This is a genomic window from Actinocrispum wychmicini (genome assembly GCF_004345645.1).
Taxonomy (GTDB): Bacteria; Actinomycetota; Actinomycetes; order Mycobacteriales; family Pseudonocardiaceae; genus Kibdelosporangium; species Kibdelosporangium wychmicini.
This window is the reverse complement of the sequence record NZ_SLWS01000001.1, coordinates 1070233-1092637: the sequence shown is the minus strand read 5'-3', so window position 1 is coordinate 1092637 and position 22405 is coordinate 1070233. Positions and strand designations below refer to the sequence as shown.

19 protein-coding genes are annotated in these 22405 nt (G+C 67.2%); all 19 read right to left on the bottom strand.

The genetic code is table 11. From position 1 onward, the window contains the following. Complete coding sequence (locus EV192_RS05490) at positions 1 to 405, bottom strand: type II toxin-antitoxin system VapC family toxin (protein ID WP_132111673.1); 405 nt, start codon at positions 403 to 405, stop codon at positions 1 to 3. Further along, on the bottom strand, positions 402 to 671 hold the full coding sequence (locus EV192_RS05485; RefSeq protein ID WP_132111671.1) for a type II toxin-antitoxin system Phd/YefM family antitoxin: 270 nt from the start codon (positions 669 to 671) through the stop codon (positions 402 to 404). The genes EV192_RS05490 and EV192_RS05485 overlap by 4 nt, the downstream gene beginning before the upstream one ends. Positions 672 to 785: 114 nt before the next feature. Continuing rightward, positions 786 to 4685 carry a DNA-directed RNA polymerase subunit beta' gene (locus tag EV192_RS05480; RefSeq protein ID WP_132111669.1) on the bottom strand — a complete coding sequence of 1300 codons (3900 nt, stop codon included), beginning with the start codon at positions 4683 to 4685 and terminating at the stop codon, positions 786 to 788. 84 nt (positions 4686 to 4769) lie between these two features. Then, complete coding sequence (gene rpoB, locus EV192_RS05475) at positions 4770 to 8255, bottom strand: DNA-directed RNA polymerase subunit beta (protein WP_132111667.1); 3486 nt, start codon at positions 8253 to 8255, stop codon at positions 4770 to 4772. 283 nt (positions 8256 to 8538) lie between these two features. After that, positions 8539 to 9087, bottom strand: a complete 549-nt coding sequence (locus tag EV192_RS05470) for a hypothetical protein (RefSeq protein ID WP_132111665.1) — start codon at positions 9085 to 9087, stop codon at positions 8539 to 8541. 97 nt (positions 9088 to 9184) lie between these two features. Then, positions 9185 to 9760: a DUF2017 family protein gene (locus EV192_RS05465; protein ID WP_165960213.1), complete on the bottom strand. Its 576-nt coding sequence runs from the start codon at positions 9758 to 9760 to the stop codon at positions 9185 to 9187. A 48-nt stretch (positions 9761 to 9808) separates the two neighbouring features. Then, positions 9809 to 10741, bottom strand: coding sequence for a hypothetical protein (locus EV192_RS05460; RefSeq protein WP_132111661.1), 933 nt, complete (start codon positions 10739 to 10741; stop codon positions 9809 to 9811). 20 nt (positions 10742 to 10761) lie between these two features. Next, positions 10762 to 11307, bottom strand: coding sequence for a hypothetical protein (locus tag EV192_RS05455; RefSeq protein WP_132111659.1), 546 nt, complete (start codon positions 11305 to 11307; stop codon positions 10762 to 10764). After that, positions 11307 to 12569, bottom strand: coding sequence for an MCE family protein (locus tag EV192_RS05450; protein WP_132111657.1), 1263 nt, complete (start codon positions 12567 to 12569; stop codon positions 11307 to 11309). The genes EV192_RS05455 and EV192_RS05450 overlap by 1 nt, the downstream gene beginning before the upstream one ends. After that, positions 12563 to 13747 (bottom strand): MCE family protein, encoded by a 1185-nt coding sequence (locus EV192_RS05445; RefSeq protein ID WP_132111655.1) that lies wholly within the window; start codon positions 13745 to 13747, stop codon positions 12563 to 12565. Before EV192_RS05445 ends, EV192_RS05450 begins: the two co-directional genes overlap by 7 nt. Then, positions 13744 to 14922, bottom strand: coding sequence for an MCE family protein (locus EV192_RS05440; protein WP_132111653.1), 1179 nt, complete (start codon positions 14920 to 14922; stop codon positions 13744 to 13746). Before EV192_RS05440 ends, EV192_RS05445 begins: the two co-directional genes overlap by 4 nt. Further along, the gene (locus EV192_RS05435; protein WP_132111651.1) at positions 14919 to 15902 is read right to left on the bottom strand and encodes an MCE family protein; all 984 of its coding nucleotides are present in this window, start codon (positions 15900 to 15902) and stop codon (positions 14919 to 14921) included. Before EV192_RS05435 ends, EV192_RS05440 begins: the two co-directional genes overlap by 4 nt. A 10-nt stretch (positions 15903 to 15912) precedes the next feature. Continuing rightward, positions 15913 to 16938, bottom strand: coding sequence for an MCE family protein (locus tag EV192_RS05430; RefSeq protein ID WP_132111649.1), 1026 nt, complete (start codon positions 16936 to 16938; stop codon positions 15913 to 15915). Next, positions 16935 to 18275 carry an MCE family protein gene (locus EV192_RS05425; protein WP_132111647.1) on the bottom strand — a complete coding sequence of 447 codons (1341 nt, stop codon included), beginning with the start codon at positions 18273 to 18275 and terminating at the stop codon, positions 16935 to 16937. The genes EV192_RS05430 and EV192_RS05425 overlap by 4 nt, the downstream gene beginning before the upstream one ends. Continuing rightward, positions 18272 to 19096 carry an MlaE family ABC transporter permease gene (locus EV192_RS05420; protein WP_132111645.1) on the bottom strand — a complete coding sequence of 275 codons (825 nt, stop codon included), beginning with the start codon at positions 19094 to 19096 and terminating at the stop codon, positions 18272 to 18274. The genes EV192_RS05425 and EV192_RS05420 overlap by 4 nt, the downstream gene beginning before the upstream one ends. Positions 19097 to 19102: 6 nt before the next feature. Continuing rightward, positions 19103 to 19834: an MlaE family ABC transporter permease gene (locus EV192_RS05415; RefSeq protein ID WP_132113037.1), complete on the bottom strand. Its 732-nt coding sequence runs from the start codon at positions 19832 to 19834 to the stop codon at positions 19103 to 19105. 59 nt (positions 19835 to 19893) lie between these two features. Continuing rightward, a complete protein-coding gene (locus EV192_RS05410; RefSeq protein WP_132111643.1) occupies positions 19894 to 21036 on the bottom strand; it encodes an ABC transporter ATP-binding protein in 1143 nt (380 codons plus the stop codon). Between the two features lie 381 nt (positions 21037 to 21417). Further along, a complete protein-coding gene (rplL, locus tag EV192_RS05405; protein ID WP_132111641.1) occupies positions 21418 to 21804 on the bottom strand; it encodes a 50S ribosomal protein L7/L12 in 387 nt (128 codons plus the stop codon). A gap of 42 nt (positions 21805 to 21846) precedes the next feature. Further along, positions 21847 to 22380, bottom strand: a complete 534-nt coding sequence (gene rplJ, locus EV192_RS05400) for a 50S ribosomal protein L10 (RefSeq protein WP_132111639.1) — start codon at positions 22378 to 22380, stop codon at positions 21847 to 21849. Between the last annotated feature and the right edge of the window lie 25 nt (positions 22381 to 22405).

Below are 22405 nucleotides of genomic sequence, written 5' to 3'. Positions count from 1 at the left end.
TCACTCGCCAGGCGCCACCACGGTGTGTCCGGCATCGGCCGCCGCGGTGGCCAGCCGCTTGTCATAGGTGACGAACGCGGTCACCGTCTTCCCGGACGCCACCAGATTGTCGGCTGTCGCCAGATGAATGGCGTCCAGTGATCGGAGATTTGGTTCCAGGTACGCGGCGGCGGTCGCCCGCACCGGACCGTCGATCTCCATCCGGTCGAGCCGCGACAAGGTCGACGTAACCGCCCCGAGCACACGCGGCACACCACGGCGCAGTGCCCGGGGAACCTCGACCTCCGCGAGAACCGATGTCACCAGTGGCTCGTCCTGATGCTCACGCAGCCAGCCCACCAGGGCCGCAGTCTCGTCTTCTTCGGCAACCAGCTTGACAATCGCGCAACTGTCCAGGTAGATCACCAGCGCTCCTCCTCGCGCATGGCGATCAAAGCCGCTGAGGCCGCGTTGTCCTCAACCTTCACCGTCGGCATCGGGAACGGCCCGTGGATGGTGGCCGGCACGACCCGGCCCTGGGCAATGAGATCGTCGAGCTCGCCTTCGACCACCGGCACCAAGCGAGCCACGGGCTTGCCTCGGTTGGTGATCTCCACAGTCTCGCCACGCTCGACGCGCGCGAGCACACCGGCTGTGTCCTGATTGAGGACGCGGATGGGGATCTGGTCCATGCCACCAGCGTACTACGAAACGTATGACACGAATGGGTGATCATTCGTTCGATGGAACGGAAACGGAAACGGCCCCCGACGCAGGTGCGTCGGGGGCCGTTGGCCGTTGAGCCCTTAGCGGTAGTCGCGGCCGAAGTCGTAGTCGTCCAGGGGGACGGCTGCGCCGGTGCCGGTACCGAACACGTCCGGGGTGTAGTAGCCGTCGTCGTAGGACGGGATCGCGTACGCCGCGACCCGTGCCTCCTCGGTCGGCTGCACCTGGATGTTGCGGTACTTGTTGATGCCCGTGCCTGCCGGGATCAACTTACCGATGATCACGTTCTCCTTCAGGCCGACCAGCTTGTCGGACGCACCCTTGATGGCCGCGTCGGTCAGGATCTTCGTGGTCTCCTGGAAGGAGGCCGCGGAGAGCCACGACTCGGTCGCCAACGACGCCTTGGTGATACCCATCAGCACCGGACGACCCGAGGCGGGCTCGCCACCCTCGGCCACGATCCGACGGTTGGTCGACTCGAAGTCGGCGCGCTCCGGGAGCGAGCCGGGCAGGAAGTCGGTGGCACCGCTGTCGATGATCGTGACCCGGCGCAGCATCTGCCGGACGATCACCTCGATGTGCTTGTCGTGGATGGACACACCCTGGGCCCGGTACACCTTCTGGACCTCTTCGACCAGGTGCAGCTGGGCCGCACGCGGACCCATCACCCTCAGCACCTCGTGCGGGTCCGGCGTGCCTTCCAGCAGCTGCTGGCCGACCGACACGTGGTCGCCGTCCTGCAGCAGGCCGGTCGGCGTCGCGGCGAGACGCTGACGCTTCGACAGCTTGTCGAAGACGATCTCCTCGCTGCCGTCGTCCGGGATCAGCGTGATCTTCCAGAACCGGTCGCCGTCCTCGATCCGCACCCGGCCGTCGACGTCGGCGATCGGCGCCTTGCCCTTGGGCTGGCGGGCCTCGAACAGCTCCTGCACACGCGGCAGACCGGTGGTGATGTCGTCACCGGCCACACCGCCCTGGTGGAAGGTACGCATGGTCAGCTGGGTACCCGGCTCACCGATCGACTGGGCGGCGACGATGCCGACCGCCTCGCCGACGTCCACCAGCTGGCTGGTGGCCATCGACCGGCCGTAGCACATGGCGCAGACACCGACCGCGGACTCACAGGTGAGCACGCTGCGGACCTTCGCCTTGGTGATCGAGCTGTCGATCAGCTTGGCCAGCGCCGGGTCGCCGAGGTCGTCACCGCGGTTGACGATGACGTTGCCCTCGGCGTCGGAGATGTCCTCCGCCACCGTGCGGGCGTACACGCTGGTCTCCACGTGCTGGTCACGGGTGACGACGCCGTCCGGCCCCGCCTCCCCGATCGGCATGATGATGCCGCGGCTGGTGCCGCAGTCGATCTCGCGCACGATCACGTCCTGCGACACGTCCACCAGACGCCGGGTCAGGTAACCCGAGTCGGCGGTCCGCAGCGCGGTGTCGGCCAGACCCTTGCGGGCACCGTGCGTGGCGATGAAGTACTCACCGACGGACAGGCCCTCGCGGAAGTTGTTCTTGATCGGCCGCGGGATGTACTCGCCCTTCGGGTTGGACACCAGACCACGCATGCCGGCCAGCGACCGGACCTGGGTCATGTTGCCCGCCGCGCCGGACTTCACGATCACCGGGATCGGGTTGTCCTCGGCGAAGTTCGCCTCCATCGCCTTGGCGACCTCGTCGGTGGCCTGGCTCCAGACCTTGACGAGCTCGTTGTTGCGCTCGGCGTGCGACAGCTGGCCACGCTGGTAGCGCTTCTCGACCGCGTCGGCCTTCTGCTCGTACTGGTCCAGGATCTCCCACTTGTTCGGCGGCACCACGACATCGGAGATGGCGATGGTGACGCCGGACCGGGTGGCCCAGTAGAAGCCCGCGTCCTTCAGCTTGTCCAGCGTCCGGGCCACGGTGACCATCGGGTACCGCTCGGCGAGGTCGTTCACGATCGCCGCCTGCCGCTTCTTCGGCATCGGCTCGTTGATGAACGGGTAGTCCTCGGGGAGCAGGTCGTTGAACAGCACCCGGCCGAGCGTGGTCTCGGCGAGCCACTGGCTGCCCGGCTCGTACGTGTCCGGCTGCATGCCCGGACCCGGCTGCCGGTTCTTGATCCGGATCTTCACCGGGGCCTGCAGGCCGATCACCTTGCGGTCGAAGGCCATGATCGCCTCGGCCGGCGAGGAGAACGCCAGGCCGGAGCCGATCGCCTTCTCGTCGAGCCGGGTCAGGTGGAACAGGCCGGTGACCATGTCCAGACGCGGCATGGCCAGCGGACGGCCGGACGCCGGCGACAGGATGTTGTTCGACGACAGCATCAGGATCCGGGCCTCGGCCTGTGCCTCGGCCGACAGCGGCAGGTGCACCGCCATCTGGTCACCGTCGAAGTCCGCGTTGAACGCCTCACAGACCAGCGGGTGCAGCTGGATGGCCTTGCCTTCCACCAGCTGCGGCTCGAAGGCCTGGATGCCCAGGCGGTGCAGCGTCGGCGCCCGGTTGAGCAGCACCGGGTGCTCGGTGATGACCTCTTCGAGCACGTCCCACACGGCCGGCCGGGCCCGCTCCACCATCCGCTTGGCGGACTTGATGTTCTGCGCGTGGTTGAGGTCGACCAGCCGCTTCATCACGAACGGCTTGAACAGCTCCAGCGCCATCGCCTTGGGCAGGCCGCACTGGTGCAGCTTCAGCTGCGGACCGACCACGATGACCGAACGGCCCGAGTAGTCGACCCGCTTGCCCAGCAGGTTCTGCCGGAACCGGCCCTGCTTGCCCTTCAACAGGTCGGACAGCGACTTCAACGGCCGGTTGCCCGGACCGGTGACCGGACGGCCGCGGCGGCCGTTGTCGAACAGCGCGTCGACGGCCTCCTGCAGCATCCGCTTCTCGTTGTTGACGATGATCTCCGGCGCGCCCAGGTCGATCAGCCGCTTCAACCGGTTGTTCCGGTTGATCACCCGGCGGTACAGGTCGTTCAGGTCGCTGGTGGCGAACCGGCCACCGTCGAGCTGGACCATCGGCCGCAGGTCCGGCGGGATGACCGGGACGCAGTCCAGGACCATGCCCATCGGCGAGTTGCGGGTCACCTGGAAGGCCGCGACCACCTTCAGCCGCTTGAGCGCGCGCAGCTTCTTCTGGCCCTTGCCGCTGCGGATCGTCTCGCGGAGGATCTCCGCCTCGGCGTCCACGTCGAAGTTGCCGGCCAGTGTCTTGATCGCCTCGGCGCCCATCGAACCGGTGAAGTAGTCGCCGTACCGGTCGATCAGCTCGCGGTACAACAGCTCGTCGGCGATCAGCTGCTTGATGTCGAGCTTGGTGAAGGTGGTCCAGATCTCGTCGAGCCGGTCCAGCTCGCGCTGGGCCCGGTCGCGCAGCTGGCGCATCTCGCGCTCGCCGCCCTCCTTGACCTTGCGGCGCACGTCGCTCTTGGCGCCCTCGGCCTCCAGAGTCGCGAGGTCACCCTCGAGCTTCTGGGCCCGCGCCTCGATGTCGGCGTCCCGCTTGGCCTCGACCTGCTTGCGCTCGACGCCGATCTCCGACTCCAGCGTGGGCAGGTCGTTGTGCCGCAGTTCGGTGTTCACCCCGGTGATCACGTACGCGGCGAAGTAGATGATCTTCTCGAGGTCCTTCGGCGCCAGGTCGAGCAGGTAGCCCAGCCGGGACGGCACACCCTTGAAGTACCAGATGTGCGTGACCGGCGCGGCCAGCTCGATGTGCCCCATCCGCTCGCGGCGGACCTTCGCGCGGGTCACCTCGACACCGCAGCGCTCACAGATGATGCCCTTGAAGCGGACCCGCTTGTACTTGCCGCAGTAGCACTCCCAGTCCCGGGTCGGACCGAAGATCTTCTCGCAGAAGAGCCCGTCCTTCTCCGGCTTCAGGGTGCGGTAGTTGATGGTCTCCGGCTTCTTGACCTCGCCAAAGGACCACTGACGGATGTCGTCCGCGGTGGCCAGGCCGATTCGGAGCTCGTCGAAGAAGTTGACGTCAAGCACGTCGGTTCTTCTCCCCTTTGGTTGAAAGACAGCAGATTCGGGGGATAAGGCCAGGGGTGGGGCGAAGCCCCACCCTCGGCGAGGTCAGTTCACAACGTCGTCAACGGACGGCGATTCGTTGCGGGACAGGTTGATCCCGAGGTTCGCGGCCGCACGCTCGAGGTCCTCGTCGTCGCCGTCGCGCATCTCGATGGCGGCGCCGTCGCTGGACAGCACCTCCACGTTCAGGCACAGCGACTGGAGTTCCTTGAGCAGCACCTTGAAGGACTCCGGGATACCCGGCTCCGGGATGTTCTCGCCCTTCACGATCGCCTCGTAGACCTTGACCCGGCCCACGACGTCGTCGGACTTGATCGTCAGCAGCTCTTGCAGGGTGTAGGCGGCGCCGTACGCCTGCATCGCCCAGCACTCCATCTCACCGAAGCGCTGGCCACCGAACTGCGCCTTACCACCCAGCGGCTGCTGGGTGATCATCGAGTACGGGCCGGTGGACCGGGCGTGGATCTTGTCGTCGACCAGGTGCAGCAGCTTCAGGATGTACATGTAGCCGACCGCGACCGGGTACGGGTACGGCTCGCCGGAGCGGCCGTCCAACAGGATCGCCTTGCCGTTCTCCTGGACCATCCGCTCGCCGTCCCGGTTGGGCAGCGTCGAGCCGAGCAGTCCGGTGAGCTCCGCCTCGCTGGCGCCGTCGAACACCGGGGTCGCGGTGTTCGTGTCCGCCGGCACGTCGTACAGCTCCTCGGGCAGCTTGTCGGCCCAGTCCGGGTTGCCGTCGATCTTCCAGCCGGTCTTGGCCAGCCAGCCGAGGTGGGTCTCCAGGATCTGGCCGATGTTCATCCGGCGCGGCACACCGTGCGTGTTCAGCACGACGTCGACGGGCGTGCCGTCGGGCAGGAACGGCATGTCCTCCGCGGGGAGGATCTTGCCGATGACGCCCTTGTTGCCGTGCCGGCCGGCGAGCTTGTCGCCGTCCTGGATCTTGCGCTTCTGCGCCACGTAGACCCGGACCAGCTCGTTCACACCGGGTGGCAGCTCGTCCTCGTCCTCACGGGAGAACACCCGGATGCCGATCACCTTGCCGGTCTCGCCGTGCGGCACCTTCAGCGACGTGTCGCGCACCTCGCGCGCCTTCTCGCCGAAGATCGCGCGGAGCAGGCGCTCCTCCGGGGTCAGCTCGGTCTCGCCCTTCGGGGTCACCTTGCCGACGAGGATGTCGCCGTCCCGCACCTCGGCACCGATCCGGATGATGCCGCGCTCGTCCAGGTCCGCCAGGACCTCCTCGGAGACGTTCGGGATGTCCCGGGTGATCTCCTCGGCGCCGAGCTTGGTGTCCCGGGCGTCGATCTCGTGCTCCTCGATGTGGATCGAGGTGAGCACGTCGTCCTGGACGAGCCGCTGCGAGAGGATGATCGCGTCCTCGTAGTTGTGGCCCTCCCACGGCATGATCGCGACGAGCAGGTTCTTGCCGAGCGACATCTCGCCGTTCTCGGTGCACGGGCCGTCCGCGATGACCTGGCCGACCTCGATCCGCTGCCCGTCGCCGACGATCGGCTTCTGGTTGATGCAGGTGCCCTGGTTGGAGCGGCGGAACTTGTGCAGGCCGTAGGTCTGGCGGGTGCCGTCGTCGGCCATCACCGTGATGAAGTCCGCGGACAGCTCCTCGACCACGCCGCCCTTGCTGGCGACGACCACGTCACCGGCGTCGACCGCGGCCCGCAGCTCCATGCCGGTGCCGACCAGCGGCGCCTCGCTGCGCAGCAGCGGCACGGCCTGGCGCTGCATGTTCGCGCCCATCAGCGCGCGGTTGGCGTCGTCGTGCTCGAGGAACGGGATCATGGCGGTCGCGACCGACACCATCTGGCGCGGCGAGACGTCCATGTAGTCGACACCGTGCGGGTCGATGTACTCGACCTCGCCGCCCTTGGTACGGACCAGCACGCGCTCCTCGACGAAGTTGCCTTCGGCGTCGGTCGGCGAGTTGGCCTGCGCCTTGACGTACCGGTCCTCCTCGTCCGCCGTCAGGTAGTCGACCTGCTCGGTGACCCGGCCTTCGACGACCTTGCGGTACGGCGTCTCGATGAATCCGAACGGGTTGACCCGCCCGTACGAGGACAGGTAGCCGATCAGGCCGATGTTCGGGCCTTCCGGCGTCTCGATCGGACACATCCGGCCGTAGTGCGACGGGTGGACGTCCCGGACCTCCATGCCGGCGCGCTCACGGGAGATACCACCCGGCCCCAGTGCCGACAGGCGCCGCTTGTGCGTCAGGCCGGCGATCGGGTTGGTCTGGTCCATGAACTGCGACAGCTGCGACGTTCCGAAGAACTCCTTGATCGCCGCGACCACCGGACGGATGTTGATCAGCGTCTGCGGCGTGATCGCCTCGACGTCCTGGGTGGTCATCCGCTCCCGGACGACCCGCTCCATCCGGGACAGGCCGACCCGGATCTGGTTCTGGATCAGCTCGCCGACCGTGCGCAGCCGCCGGTTGCCGAAGTGGTCGATGTCGTCGACCTCGATCGGGATCTCCCGGCCGTCCTGGCCGATCACCGAGGTCTCCCCGGCGTGCAGGCGGACCAGGTACTCGATCGTGGTGACGATGTCCTCTTCGGTCAGCACCCCGGTGTCGTAGGCCTCGGTCAGGCCGAGCTTCTTGTTGACCTTGTAGCGGCCCACCTTGGCCAGGTCGTACCGCTTGTCCTTGAAGAACAGGTTCTCCAGCAGGGTCTGCGCGGACTCCTTGGTCGGCGGCTCGCCCGGCCGCAGCTTGCGGTAGATGTCCAGCAGGGCCTCGTCCGTCCCGGCCGTGTGGTCCTTCTCCAGCGTGGCGAGCAGCGTCTCGGAGAAGGTGAAGCGCTCCCGGATCTGCTCGGCCGACCAGCCGAGCGCCTTGAGCAGCACGGTGACCGGCTGCCGACGCTTGCGGTCGATGCGGACACCGACGGTGTCGCGCTTGTCGACGTCGAACTCCAGCCAGGCGCCGCGGCTCGGGATGATGCGGGTGTCGTAGACGTCCTTGTCGGTCGTCTTGTCGACGGACGTGTTGAAGTACACGCCGGGCGACCGCACCAGCTGGGACACCACGACACGCTCGGTGCCGTTGATGATGAACGTGCCCTTGTTGGTCATCACCGGGAAGTCGCCCATGAACACCGTCTGGCTCTTGATCTCGCCAGTGGTGTGGTTGGTGAACTCGGCGGTGACGAACAGCGGTGCGGCGTAGGTCATGTCCTTGTCCTTGCACTCCTCGACCGAGGCTTTCACCTCGTCGAAGCGCGGGTCGGAGAAGGAAAGCGACATCGAGCCGGAGAAGTCCTCGATCGGCGAGATCTCGTTCAGTACTTCCTCGAGACCACCGACGGGGTTCTCGTCACCGGCGTCGATCCGGCGCTGGAACCACGCCTCGTTGCCGGTGAACCATTCGAAGGACTGGATCTGCAGGTCGAGCAGGTTGGGAACGCTCAGCGGCTCGCTCAGCTTGGCGAACGAGACACGCGTGGGCGCACCTGGGATTCCGGACATGGAGTTGGTCGCAGCAGTGGCTTCGGTCGCGCGGGAGACTGCCAAGATGCGTCCTTCCAGGGACTATGAGCGGTTGAGCGGCCGCGCTAGCAGGCAACTAACGCGACTGTCAAGGGTGCTTGATGCCCATCATCCTAGCTCTCGGGTACGGGCGCACGGAAAGTGGGCAGAGCAAAGACGCAGTCTAGCCAAACTAGCGGCGACTGTCCAGGGGCCGGGGAAACGGCCCTCCGCTCATGCCAACAGCGTGACCCTGACCGCCCCTCCAGTCAAGGGGCCACGCGGCGTTCACCCACGTGGACGAGCACTTCGTCACCTGTAGGGGCAGCTAGCGGGGGATAGAAGCTACCAGCTGTTCGATCATTTCGTCGACCAAAGGTGGACACACCGAGTGATGGGGTACGCACAGATCCTTGAGAACACTGCCTAGTGCGGCCTCGAAAGCGCGCACCGGCGGACTGGGAAAAGGTGACCGAGCCCACACCACGAAATCGTAGTCGGCGGCCTCCCACGCCGCGGTGTCCTCGACCCGCCGCATGATGTGGTGCTGGACGTACTCGTGCCGCAGTTTGCGCGCGGCCCGGTAGCGGGCCAGCTCGTCGAGCACCGGGCGGGCGGTGATCACCACCTCGCTGCCGCGGACCGCGGCGGACTCGGCCATCCGCACCACGGTGATCGCGTCCTCGGCCGCGCGGCCGTCGACCTTCATCAGCTCGTCGACGCTCGACTCGGGGTCCGGGCTGGCGCGGTTGCCGATGGTCAGCGCGGCCTGGCCGTAGTGCTTGGCGATGGCGTCGACGGTCTCCGCCTTGGCGGCACTGGTGGCGCCGGCGACGGCCACCAGGATCCCGCGATGGGACGGCAGGGCGATTTTCATCGCACCGGAACTTACGGTCCGTGGCCGTTCGCGCACAAAGCAGCACCCGAAGGTTTACCCAGTCGTGTCCGTCCTTCACCGCTCCGAGTGAATGTCCTCAGGACGTCGAGGCGGGTTCGGCGATGTCGGTGAGCCTGTCCACCACCTTCCGCAGCCAGTCGGTCAGCTGGCGGTCCCGGTCCAGCCGGGTCGGGTCCGGCGTGGGCATCGTGTGCCGGTTGCGTTCGGTGCCCACCGGCACCGGCCAAACCCCCGCGGCCACGGCGAAGACCACGCGCATGTTCGGAACCGCGGCCTGCCACGCTTCGATCTGGTGCCGCTCGTGCAGAACGACCACGCCGCCCGTGGTCGGCAGCGAGTCGAGGACCACCCGGGTGCCCGCGTAGAGCCACCGCACCACATCCGGCTCCCACCACAGCCGGATCGGTTCGAGCTCGTCCTCCGGGATGATCTCGCTCAGCGCCGCGACCAGCGGCGGGTATTCGGCCGGCCGGGACGCCACCGGAACGCCCACGGCGTTCGCGGTCGGGTCTTCGCTCACGTAACCGGCGTAACGCCATTCCAGCAACTGCTCATAGCCGGACATCTGCCTGCGCAGCCAGGCCACCGCGTGCGGGCTGAAGACCCCGATCAGGTCGTCACCGGCACGGTCCCAACACACGGTGAGGTGCACAACCCCACGAATACCCGAGGAAGCATTCCTACGCCACTGAACCAGGCTCTACTTGCCGTCAAAGAAGTCCAATTTCACGATTTTCCACTTTCCATTGGTCCGGTGCATGTCCATTGCGAACTGGGTCGGACCACCGGACGGCTGGTTGTCGGCACGCACCCCGATCTGGTCCGCGAACACCAGAACTCGCGCGTCATCGCCGGCCAACCGCACCACGCCGACACTGACCGGATTCACCGCGACCTGCAGTTTCTGCGACTGGATCTGGGACGCCAACGCCTGCATGGACTTGTTGTACTGGTCGACCGCCTCACCGGACAGATACTGCTGCGCCTGGATCTTGGCCTGGTCCATCTGGTCGTACTTGTACGAAAGGACACCGGCCACCGCTTGTTGGGCGGCGCCGACAAGGTCTTTGGTGCCGTTCACGTCCACAAGTGCGGCATTGTTCGCGCCTTCGCGCGAGTCGGCGGCCTTTGTCGCGAAGAACCAGGACAACGCGCCCAACAGCAGTGCCGCCACCACGAGCACCATCGGCAGCAGTATCTTGACCTGTGGCCCGTTGTCCTCGGTGACCTCTTCGTAGCTGAATTCCTCGTCGTCGAACTCTTCCTCGGAGGCCACGTCCTCGGCCGGCTCGGCGACACCCTCGTCGCCCTCGTCCTCGACACCCACGGTCTCGTCCGGCTCGGGGTCCTTGACCCGGCGACGGCGGTGCTTCACGGGCGCGGAGTCGTCGGCCACCGTTCCGGAGTCGCGCCGCTTGGGTTGCGGGCGGGGCCGGTCGTCGGTCTCGCCGATCACCGGGACGTCAAGCTGGGGCACCTCTTCGACGATGTCCACAGAGTCGGCGGTGTCCACGGTGTCGGCCGGGTCGAGGACGTCTTCGCCCTCGGGCTGGGCCGCCGGCCTGCGGAGGCCGGCCACCTTGGTCGTCCGCCGGGGCGGCGGGGTGGCGGGACGGCGGCGCGGGGGTGGCACAGTCGGATTTCCTCTCGTGCTCACTGGGCGGTGGCTGAGTACGGGACCGTCCGCAGGCCCTTGACCTTCCACCCGCTGTCGGTCTGGTCGAGGGCGGCCTCGATGCGCAGCCGCTTCGGCGTGGTGTCGGCGGGCTTGTTCGGGTCGGCAGTGCCGTTCTCGGTCACCTGCGTGTCCACGACGACCAAGATGGTCGCTTCCTTCTTCTGCAGGTTCACGTCGGTCACCGCGACCTGCCGCACGGTCGACGTCGTGACGACTTTGCTGTCCCTGATGCGCTTCTTGAACGCGTCCGCGTTCTTGGCGTAGTCGTCGTGCACCGCACCGGTCGAGACGTCCAGGTACTGCTGGTACACACCGTCGACGTTGTTGTAGTTCAACGAGGTCAGGGTCGCGACCGCGGCCGTGCCTGACGTGCTGACGTCCTCACGGGCCCGTGCCACGGCGGCGGCGTCGCCCTTGGGCCCGCGTAGCCACAACACCCCGAACCAGGTCGCGAAGCCGGCCGCGACGACGACAAGCACGATCGAGACCGGCAGCAGAAAGCGGGACAGCGTCGTCGTCATCATGCTCCCGTGAGGCCAAGCAGCTGGATCAGGTTGATCGGTCCCTGGGCGCCTGATCCGCCCAGCGCCCCGGGCAGACCGGCCTGTTCGGCGAGTTGCTGCTGCGGCCGACCCGCGTTGGCCTGCACCTGCGACTGCGTCGGAGCTGCGACCTTACCCCCGAAGGGCGCGTTCTGGGCACCACGGACGTTGATCGGGCTACCGACCGGTTCGGCGCAGTACGCCTGGTCGTTGGTGGCCGCGGGCGAGAGGTCGTTGCCGGCCCGGCGTTTCGTCTGCTCGTAGCCCTTCACGCACGGCGGCGGGTTGAACAGGTTGAGCGCCAGGCCGAGGTGGGCGGTGCCGTCCCCAGGGGTGACGGTGTGGGATCCGACCGCGACGATCGGGTACGCCACAAGCGCTTGCTCAAGGCCGTCCTGCCGGGTCACCAGGATGTTCGACGTGGTCAGCAGGTTGGCAAGGACCACACCGAGGTTCGTGCCGGAGTCCCGCAGCAGCCCGGTGACCTGGTCCGCGGCCTCCGGGGTGGCCGCGATCAGCTTGCGGATGTCCGGGTCGGACTTCTTCAGCTGGTCGTTGAGCTGGGCCAGGCTGGTGGCGAACGACCTGATGTTGCCGGCCTGGGCGTTCTGCGTGTCCAGCACTGTCCCGGCGGAGTTGAGCAGGGCGATGGTCTGCGGCAGGTGGTCGTTGGCGGCCTTGGTGAAACTGCCGGTCGCGTCCATCAGCACCTGAAGATCGGGGCCGGTGCCCGAGAACGCCTTGTCCAGCTCGTCCACGACGGTCCGCAGCGAGTCGGTCGGCACGGACACCGCGAGGTCGTCCAGGTCGCGCAGGACGGTGTCGGTGGAGATCGGCGTCTTGGCCTTGTCCGCGGTGATCACCGAACTGCCGGACAGGTACGGGCTGGCGTCCTTGACCGGCTGCAGGTCGACGAACTGCTCGCCGACCGCGGACCGGTTGGTGACCACCGCCTGGAGGTCCGCCGGGATCCGCGGGGCGGCCGGGTCGATGGCGAGGTCGACCTCCAGGCCCTGCTTGGTCAGCCGCATCTCGCCGACCCGGCCGACCTGGACACCCCGGTACGTGACCTCGGCGTTGGTGAAGATCCCGCCGGAGTCCTTCAGTTCGAGCTTGACCGTGTACCCGTCGTCGCCGAAGACCTTGCTGAGGCCAGTGAACCGGAACAACGCGTACACCACGGCGACGATCGCGATCACGAAGAACGCGACGAGCTGCAACCTGGTCCGCCGGGTCAGCATTTGCCACCTCCCAGCAGCGAGCCGAGCAGGCCGCCGACCCCGGTGCAGGTGTTCGGCGTGTTCGGCTGGGCCGACAGGTTCGGCACCTGCAGCGGCGGCGGCGCGCCCGGCTGGGTGCCCTGCTTGCCGCTGGTCAGCTGGCCGACCAGGGGGATGTCCTGGAGCGGGTTCTGCCGGCTGCGGCCCAGGTTGTTCATGATCTCCTGCAGGTTCAGGTCCAGCTTGGCGTACAGGTTGACGTAGTCACCCTTCACGCCGGGCACCGCGGAGTCCGGGAACGGGTACGTGAGCAGGATCTCCAGCGCGTTGGGCAGGTTCTCGCCGGCCTCGCTGAGCTTCTGCAGGGTCGGGGACAGCGCCTTGAGGTCGGCGACCAGGTCCGCCTGGCTCTTGTTGATGGTGTCGACCGCGACCCCGGACAGGCCGTCCAGGCTCTGCAGCATGCTGACCAGCTGCGGGCGCTGTTCGGACAGCACTTGCAGGCCGGGGGTGATCTGGTCGACCACGTTCGCGATCTTGTCCTTCTGCCCGGCGAGCGTGCCGGACAGCTTGTTCAGCCCGTCCAACGCGTTGGTGATGTCGCCCTTCCGAGCGTCCAAACTGGACACCAGCTTGTTGACGTTGCCGAGCAGGTCGCGCAGTTGCGGCTCGTTGCCGGCCGCGACCTGGTTCAGCTCGTTCGCGATGGTGTGCAGCTGTTCCACACCGCCGCCGTTGAGCAGCATGGACAACGCGCCGAGGACCTCTTCGACCTCGGTGTTCCGGTTGGTCCGGTCCAGGCCGATGTACGCGCCGTCGGCGAGCTTGCCCTTCTCCTGGCCGGCCGCGGGCGCGGTCAGCTCGATGTACTTCTCACCGAGCAGGCTGGACTGCTTGAGCTGGGCGGTGGAGTTCCCGGGCAGCTGCACGGATCCGTTGACGCGCATGGTGACCTCGGCGGTCCAGCCGTCCTTGGCCAGCGCGATCGACTCGACCCGGCCGATCGGGACCTCGTTGACCTTCACGCCGGACTGCGGCACCAGGTCGAGCACGTCCCGGAACTGCGCCTTCACCGTGTACGACCGGTCGCCCAGGTCGGCGCCGCCGGGCAGCGGGAGGTCGTAGATGCCGCCGAAGCTGCACGCGGATAGCGTCATCGTGCCGGCGCACAAAGCGATGGCCAGGCGTCGAATCCTCATCGGCCACCTCCGACCAGCGGCATCGGCAGCGCCGGCAGCCCGCCGTTCTGCAGGCCGTTGATGACCTGCGCGACCGACGGCAACGGCAGGGCACCCTGGAGGATCGGCGCGAGCTTGCCGCACGCGTCCGCCAGGATCGGCGGGATCTGCGCCGGGATGGTCTGTTTGATCAGCCGGCAGACCATCACGATCGGCGGGTTGGTCAGGTCGTTGAGGTCCGCTCGGGCGTCCAGCGTGCCCGAGGACGCGTTGTACGTGTCGACCAGGTTGCTGAGCGCGAGTGGGGCGACGTCGAGCACTTCGGCCAGGGCGCCGCGTTCGTCCACGAGCACCTGGGTGATCGAGGCCAGTTTGTCCACATTGGACTTGATCCGGCCGCGGTTGTCGTTGATGAACCGCTGGACGCTCTCCAGCGCGGTGGACAGCTGCTGCACCGACTGCGCCAGGTTGGTGCGCTCGGCCGCGAGGAACTTGCTGACGTCGGCGAGCTGCTCGGAGAACTGCCGGACCTGCTTGTCGCTCGACGCCAGCGTGCCGGTGAACTTCCGCAGGTTGTCGACGGTGTTGAACAGCGCGCTCTGGCTGTCGTTCAACGTTCTGGCCGCGTCCCCCAGCTGTTTGATGGTGTCGTGGGTGGCTTGGCCGTTGCCCTGGAGGTTCTTCGCCAGCACGTTCAGCAGGTCCGACAACGCGCCGTTCTGGTTGGCGCCGTTGGGTCCCAGCGTCGTGGTCACCCGGTTCAGGCTGGCGTACAGGTCGTCCACCTCCAGCGGGGTGGCGGTCCGTTCGCGCGGGATCGTCGCCCCGGACCGGATCTGCGGACCGGCCGTGTACACCGGCGCGAGCTGCACGTACCGGTCGCTCACCAGGGACGGCGCCACGACCACCGCGGCCGCGTCCTCCGGGACCGGGACGTCGTTGTCCACCGAGAGCTCCACCCGGACCTGGTTGCCCTGCGGCTCGACCTTGTCCACAGTCCCGACGGCGACACCGAGCACGCGCACCTCGTTGCCCGCGTACAAGCCCACGGCACCGCCGAAGTACGCGGTGACGTGCTTGCGGTTGCTGTCCCGCAGCACGAACCACAGCACCAAAGCCGCGAGCAACGCCAGCACGCAGGCGATGGCCACCCCGCGACTGAGATCACGCGCCCGGCGCGTCTGGAAGGTACTCACGGCAGACACCCCTGCGGGTTGATCGGGCCGATCGACGGCGGGAGCAGGCCGCAGATGTAGTTGTCGAACCACCGGCCGTTGCCCAGGGTGTTGGTGAACTCCCGGACGAACGGCGCCAGCTTCTCGATGCCCTTGGCCAGGTCGTCCTGGTTGCGCTGGAGCATCCCGGTGAACTGGTCGAGCTGGGTCAGCACCGGGCCCAGCTGCTGGGAGTTGTCGTCCACCAGGCCCTTGAGCTGCTGGGACAGCGTCTGGGTACCGGTGAGCAGCTTGTCGATGGCGTCCTTGCGCTTGCGGATCTCGTCCAGCAGCAGGTTGCCGTCGGACAGCAGCTTGGCCACCTCGGCGTCCCGGTCGGCCAGGGTCTGGGTGATCTGCTGGGTGTTGTCCAGCAGCTTCGCCAGCTCGGTGTCGCGGCTGGAAATGGTCTTGGACAACGCCTGCAGGCCGTTCAGGGCGCCTTTCACACTGTTCGGGGTGTCGGCGAACGTCGACGTCAACACCTCGAAGCTCTGCGCCAGCTGCGTGGTGTCGATGTTGTTGACCGTGTCGGCCAGGCCGCGGAACGCCTCAAGCACGTCGTACGGCGCCATCGTGCGGCTGCGCGGAATGACGTTGCCGGGGTCGGCGACCACGTTGCCTTCCGGTTCGAGCGCCAGGTACTTCTGGCCCAGCAAGGTCTTGATCTTGATCGCCGCCCTGGTCTGGTCACCCAGCCAGGCGTCCTTGACCTTGAACGACACGAGGACGCTCGGCCCGGCCAGCTTCACGCCGCTGACCTTGCCGACCTTCACCCCGGCGACCCGCACCTCATCGCCCGACTTCAGGCCGGCCGCCTCGGAGAACTCCGCCTTGTACGTGGTGCCGCCGCCGATGATCGGCAGGTCGTCGGAGTAGATCGCGGCCAGCAGCACGAGCGCGATCACCACCAGACCGGTGATGCCGATCGTGATCGGGTTCCGACTTCTGAAGGACTTCACCTGTGCCACCTCATGACTGGCACCTCGGCTGGGTGACGGGCGCGATCGGGATGCTGATCGGCTGGCTGATCAACGGCGGCAGCGCCACCGAACCGGACGCCGAGCAGAGGAAGAAGTTGAACCACGACCCGTAACTCGCGGTCCGGGTCAGCGCGGTCAGCTTGCCCGGCATGAACTGCAGGAAGTGTTCGACGGTCTTCTCGTTGTCGTTGAGGCTCTTGGTCAGCGTGCCCAGGTTCGCGATGTCGTCCTTGAGCGGGTCACGCGCCTGGACCAGCAGGCCGGCGGTGGTGCCGGCCAGGCCGGACAGCGACTGGATCGCGTCGCCGATCGGCTTACGGTCCGCGGCCAGGCCGGACACCAACTGCTGCAGCTGCACGATCAGGTCGGACAGCTGCGTGCCGTGCGCGTTCACGGTGTCCAGCAGGGTGTTCAGGTTCGTGATCACCTGGCCGATGACCGCGTCCTTGTCGGCGATCGCGGACGTCAGCGTGGCGGTGTGCGAGAGCAGGGACTGGACCGTCCCGCCTTCACCCTGCAACACCTGGATGATCTCGTAGGAGAGTTTGTTGACGTCCTCCGGCTGCAGCGCCCGGAACAGCGGCTTGAACCCGTTGAACAGCTCGGTCAGGTCCAGCGCGGGCTTGGTCCGCTCCAACGGGATCGTGTCGCCGGGGCTCAGGAACCCGGTGCCGGTGCCCTGGCCGAGCGCGACGTACCGCTGGCCGACGAGGTTGCGGAACTTGATCGTCGCGGTCACCCCGGCGGGCAGCTTCCGGCCGGCGTCCACGGAGAACTTGACCTCCGCCTGCTTGCGGTCCGCGATGCTGACGTCCTCAACCTGCCCAACGCGAACCCCGGCGATCCGGATGTCGTCGCCGGGCAGCAACGAGGTCACGTCGGTGAAACGCGCCGAGTACGTGTCGGTGGACGACAGGTTCGCGTTGGCGATGCTGATCGCGAGCACGGTCGTGGCCACCACCGTGATGAGGATGAACAGCGACAGCTTGATCAGCGGCGCGACGAGCCCTCTCATTTGACGTTCACCTCCGCCCCTCGGAACACGGGCGCCACCAGAACGGCCGTCCAGGTCGGCACGTCATCGGGGCGCACCCCCAACTGCTGGCCCATGATCGCGGCGACGAAGTCCGCCTCGGCCCGGCTGCCCGGCAGCATGAAGTCCTGCCCGGCGGACGACGGCGCGGTGCCGCCGATGACCGAGCCGATGTTGGCGGGCGGCAGCACCCCGTCGTTGGCGGGCCGGCTGTTGGGGGGCGACTTCGAGCCGTCCTTCAACGGGCCGTCCGGCGGGTGCTGTGGGAACGGGACCGGGAACTTCTGGAAGTCGTAGCACCGCGGTCCACGCTTGTCGTCGTAACGTGGCTCGTCCTGGCCCGCCTTGTACGGGCCACGGTTGACCGTGATCTCCAGGGTCGCGTGCAGACCAGGTTCGTTCGTGCCCTTGCCGAACGCCACGTCCGCCGACTTCACCGTTTCCGCCATCTGCCTGAGGAAACAGGGGTACTCCGGTGCGTACCGCGCCAGCAGCTCCATGGTCGGCCGGGACGTGTCCGCGAACTGGATCAGGTTGTTCTTGTTGACCTGCAGGAAGGTCTTCAGGTCGGTGGACGCCGTGGTCAGACTTCCGTACAAAGTGGACAGATTGGCTTTCTGCTCGGCGATGGTCTTCGACGTGACCGTGAGGTCGTCGAGTGCCTGGATCAGCTGCGGCGCCGCGTCGCTGTACGTGTTGGAGACGCCGACCAAGGCCTGCAGGTCGTGCTGCAGTTGCGGCACGTACGGGTTGACCTCGCCGACATAGCTGCCGAGGTCCGCGAGGGTCTGCCCGAGCGCCTTGCCGCGGCCCTGCAGGGCGGTGGAGATCGCGGTCAGCGTGCTGGACAGCTTCTCCGGCTGGACCGCCTGCAGCACCGGAAGCAGGTCGTTCAGCGCCTTCTGCACCTCGATCGCCTTGGTGGAGCGGTCCTGCTGGATCATGTCGCCGGTCCGGAGCGTCCGCGCGGCCGGCTCGTCCGGGATCTGCAACGCCACATAGCGTTCGCCGAACAGGGTCTTCGGCAGGAACTGCGCGGAGACGTTGCTCGGGATCACCGCCGCCTTGTCCGGGTCCAGCGCCAGGGTCAGCTCGGCGCCGCGCGTGGTCGGCTTGACCGACTTGACCGAGCCGACGATCAGGCCGCGGACCTTGACGTCGGACCGTTCCTGCAGCTGGTTGCCGATGGAGTCGGTGGTCAGGCCGACGTTCACGTACGTGTTGAACGACTTGTTGAAGAACGCGATCGACAGCGCGACGAAACCCACCAGCATCGCGATGAACGCGACACCGAGCAGCCTGCGCCTGAGTGTCGTCATCCGGCGATCCTCACCGTGGTCGTCGTACCCCAGATCGCCAGGCTCAGGAAGAAGTCCAGCAGGGTGACCGAGACGATCGTGGTCCGCACCGCCCGGCCGACCGCGACACCGACGCCGGCCGGGCCGCCGCTGGCGCGGTAGCCGTAGTAGCAGTGCGTCAGGATGATCAACACAGCGAAGATCAGCACTTTGCCGAACGACCAGAACACGTCCTGCGGTGGCAGGAACAGGTTGAAGTAATGGTCGTACGTGCCCGCCGACTGGCCGTAGAAGTAGACCGTGATCGTGCGCGCGGCCACGTACGAGCTGAGCAGGCCGATGATGTACAACGGGATGACCGCGACGAAACCGGCCATGATCCGGGTGGTCACCAGGTACGGCAGGCTCGGCACGCCCATCACTTCGAGCGCGTCGATCTCCTCGGAGATCCGCATCGCGCCGAGTTGCGCGGTGAAGCCCGACCCGACCGTCGCGGACAACGCCAGACCGGCCACCAGCGGCGCGATCTCACGGGTGTTGAAGTACGCGGACACGAACCCGGCGAACGCGGACGTGCCGATCTGGTTCAGCGCGGCGTAACCCTGCAGGCCGACCACGGTTCCGACGAACAGGGTCAGGCCGAGCATCACGCCGATGGTGCCGCCGATGACCGCGAGCGCCCCGCTGCCGAAGCTCACCTCGGCCAGCAGCCGCAGCGTCTCCCGCAGGTACTTGGTGAGCGTGCGGGGAATCCACGCGAGCGCCCGCATGTAGAACGACATCTGGTCGCCGGCCTTGTCGAGCATCTCCAAGGGCCGGCGGATCTGGTCCCGCACGGTCATCGCCGCTCAGCTCCCCTTCGCCGGGACGACCGTCAGGTACACCGTGGTCAGCACGAAGTTCACGAAGAACAGCAACAGGAACGTGATGACCACGGACTGGTTCACCGCGTCGCCGACCCCCTTCGGGCCGGGCGCCGGGTGCAACCCGCGGTAGCAGGCCACCACCCCGGCGATGAACCCGAAGATCAACGCCTTGATCTCGCTGATCCACAGGTCCGGCAGTTGGGCCAGCGCGGAGAACCCGGCGAGGTAGGCACCTGGCGTACCGCCTTGCAGGACCACGTTGAAGAAGTACCCGCCGAGCACGCCGACGACGCTCACCAAACCGTTGAGCAGCACGGCGATGAGCATCGACGCGAGCACCCGCGGCACGACGAGGCGCTGCACGGCGGACACGCCGAGCACCTCCATCGCGTCGATCTCCTCACGGATGGTCCGTGCGCCGATGTCCGCGCACATCGCGGAACCACCGGCACCGGACACCAGCAGCGCGGTCACCAACGGCGACGCCTGCTGAATGATCGCGAGCACGCTCGCGGCACCCATGAACGACTGCGCGCCGAGCTGTGTGACCAGCGATCCCAGTTGCAGCGCGATGACCGCGCCGAACGGGATCGCCACCAACGCGGTCGGCAGGATGGACACGCTCGCGATGAACCAGGACTGCTGGATGAACTCGCGGAACTGGAACGGTCGCTGGAAGAACCCGCGCACCACGTCCAGACCGAGGGCGAACATCTGGCCGGTCTCACGAAGCGCACCAGCACCAGGAAATGCCGACCTGGTGGTACGACTTGTCACACGCCACCACCTTGGCCTGGTTCAGGTGGACGCCACGTGGTCTGCGGGAGGTTCGCCACCCCGAGGTCGCCCTCGATGCGGTCTCTGGGCTGCGGCGAAGGTCTGCGGCCGATCGGCGCGGTCGCGAACATGTGCGGCCGCACGCCGTAGTGCTGCTGTTCGTCCGGCGTCAGGCTTTCGATGATGCCCTCCTGCGCGGCCGGCGGAAGCGAGTGCAGGATGCTCATCACGCGGTCCTTGCGGCGGCGGACACCTCGGCGATCGGGCAGCCCCGGCGTCGGCTGCAGCTGCGGCACCACCCCGTAGACGTCGTCGGTGGACCCGTCGTGGTGGCCGGCGTCCGCCAACTGCTGCTCGGCGGCCAGGGTCGCGGTGTCCTTCTCCTCGGACATCCCGATCGGGCCGAACCGGCTGCCGTTGAGGAACTGCCGCACCGCCGGCTCGTCCGACGTCAGCAGCACCTCGCGCGGGCCGAACATGACCAGCTCGCGGCGGTAGAGCATGCCCACGTTGTCCGGCACGGTCCTGGCCAGGTTGATGTTGTGCGTGACGATCAGGATGGTGGCGTCGATCTGGGCGTTCAGGTCAAGCAGCAGCTGGCTGATGTACGCGGTGCGGACCGGGTCCAGGCCGGAGTCCGGCTCGTCGCACAGGATGATCTCGGGGTCCAGCACGAGCGCGCGGGCCAGCCCAGCCCGTTTGCGCATACCGCCGGAGATCTCACCGGGGAGTTTCTTGTCCGCGCCGGCGAGACCGACCATGTCCATTTTCTCCAGGACGATCCGCTTGATCTCGGTTTCCGACTTCTTGGTGTGTTCGCGCAGCGGGAACGCGATGTTGTCGTACAGGTTCATCGAGCCGAACAGGGCGCCGTCCTGGAACAGCACGCCGAACAGTTTGCGGATCTCGTACAGCTTGTGCTCGGAGCAGGACACGATGTCCACGCCGTTCACGACGCACCGGCCGCGATCGGGTTTGAGCAGGCCGATCATGGACTTGAGGAACACGGACTTGCCGGTTCCGGACGGACCGAGCATCACGCTGACCTCGCCCGGCGGCAAGGTCAGGGTGACGTCACGCCAGATGGTCTGTCGACCGAAAGACTTGGTGAGACCTTCGACCACCACTTCGGCGCCCATCGACCCTCCCGAGCTGTGTACACGCACATGTCGTCCTCATGTGCAACGAGCTGGACCCGCCGGGGTTACTGCTTGGTACGGGCAACGTACAGCAACATCCAGTACGCCACCCGGCCCGGGAGAGTACGCCAGTCGGCGGTACATGCGAAAGGGCCGCCCGTCTGCGACGAGCGGCCCTTTACAGTGTAAAACCAGTGTCCCGGCGCGGGACACTAGTGGTCGCCGCCGGAAGTTCTTCGTGGGTATCGGCGGATCCAGGTTTCCGCTGGGCGTGCGGCCGGAAGGCCCTCGTACCGGGTTGTACTTGGGCTTTTCGGCCGTGCGTCCAGCGGGAAGCTGGGCCGTCGAGACCCCGAAGGACTTCCGGCGGCGACCACTAGCTCACTTGAGCGAGATCTTGGCGCCGACGGCCTCAAGCTTCTCCTTGGCGGCCTCGGCGGCCTCCTTGGCGACCTTCTCCAGTACCGGCTTCGGAGCGGCCTCGACCAGCTCCTTGGCCTCCTTCAGGCCCAGCCCGGACACAACCTCACGGACGACCTTGATGACCTGGATCTTCTTGTCGCCGGCGGACTCCAGGACGACGTCGAACTCGTCCTGCTCCTCGACCTCGACCGGGGCGGCACCCGCGGGGCCGGCGGCGGCGACGGCGACCGGCGCGGCGGCCTTGACGTCGAAGACCTCTTCGAACTGCTTCACGAAGTCCGACAGCTCCAGGAGGGTCATCTCCTTGAAGGTGTCGAGCAGCTCGTCGGTGCTGAGCTTCGCCATGATGGCTGTCCTTCCTAACGACTAAAACGATGGTGGGTGGATTCAGCTCTCGGCGGGAGCTTCAGCTGCCTTCTTCTCCTGCAGCGCGGCGGCCAGGCGGGCGAACTGCGTGGCCGGTGCGGCGAACACCGCGGCGGCCTTGGCGAGGTTGCCCTTCATCGCGCCCGCCAACTTGGCGAGCAGCACCTCACGGCTGTCCAGGTCGGCGATCTGGTCGACCTCGGCGACAGTGAGCGGGCGGCCGTCCATGTAGCCGCCCTTGATGACCAGGCCCTTGTTGTCCTTCGCGAACTCGCGCAGCGCCTTGGCCGCGTCGACAGGCTCGCCGTCGACGAACGCGATCGCGGTCGGACCGGTGAACAGAGCATCGAGGCCCTGCACACCAGCGTCCTCAGCGGCCCGCTTGACCAGGGTGTTCTTCGCGACGCGGTAGGACGCGTTCGTGCCGAGAGCGCGGCGCAGCGTGGTCAGCTGCGACACGGAGAGGCCGCTGTACTGAGTGACTACGGCGGCCGAGCTCGTGCGGAACTTGTCCGCGATCTCGGCGACCGCGGCCACCTTGTCCGACTTCGCCATGTCCGCCTCCTCTCAGGGCTGGGGT

Bases quoted from the DNA above. Each gene is read 5' to 3' on its own strand.
- EV192_RS05485 (WP_132111671.1), bottom strand. From the start codon at position 671: ATGGACCAGATCCCCATCCGCGTCCTCAATCAGGACACAGCCGGTGTG.
- EV192_RS05470 (WP_132111665.1), bottom strand. From the start codon at position 9,087: ATGAAAATCGCCCTGCCGTCCCATCGCGGGATCCTGGTGGCCGTCGCC.
- EV192_RS05455 (WP_132111659.1), bottom strand. From the start codon at position 11,307: ATGACGACGACGCTGTCCCGCTTTCTGCTGCCGGTCTCGATCGTGCTT.
- EV192_RS05450 (WP_132111657.1), bottom strand. From the start codon at position 12,569: ATGCTGACCCGGCGGACCAGGTTGCAGCTCGTCGCGTTCTTCGTGATC.
- EV192_RS05445 (WP_132111655.1), bottom strand. From the start codon at position 13,747: ATGAGGATTCGACGCCTGGCCATCGCTTTGTGCGCCGGCACGATGACG.
- EV192_RS05430 (WP_132111649.1), bottom strand. From the start codon at position 16,938: ATGAGAGGGCTCGTCGCGCCGCTGATCAAGCTGTCGCTGTTCATCCTC.
- EV192_RS05425 (WP_132111647.1), bottom strand. From the start codon at position 18,275: ATGACGACACTCAGGCGCAGGCTGCTCGGTGTCGCGTTCATCGCGATG.
- EV192_RS05420 (WP_132111645.1), bottom strand. From the start codon at position 19,096: ATGACCGTGCGGGACCAGATCCGCCGGCCCTTGGAGATGCTCGACAAG.
- EV192_RS05415 (WP_132113037.1), bottom strand. From the start codon at position 19,834: ATGTTCGCCCTCGGTCTGGACGTGGTGCGCGGGTTCTTCCAGCGACCG.
- EV192_RS05410 (WP_132111643.1), bottom strand. From the start codon at position 21,036: ATGGGCGCCGAAGTGGTGGTCGAAGGTCTCACCAAGTCTTTCGGTCGA.
- rplL (WP_132111641.1), bottom strand. From the start codon at position 21,804: ATGGCGAAGCTCAGCACCGACGAGCTGCTCGACACCTTCAAGGAGATG.
- rplJ (WP_132111639.1), bottom strand. From the start codon at position 22,380: ATGGCGAAGTCGGACAAGGTGGCCGCGGTCGCCGAGATCGCGGACAAG.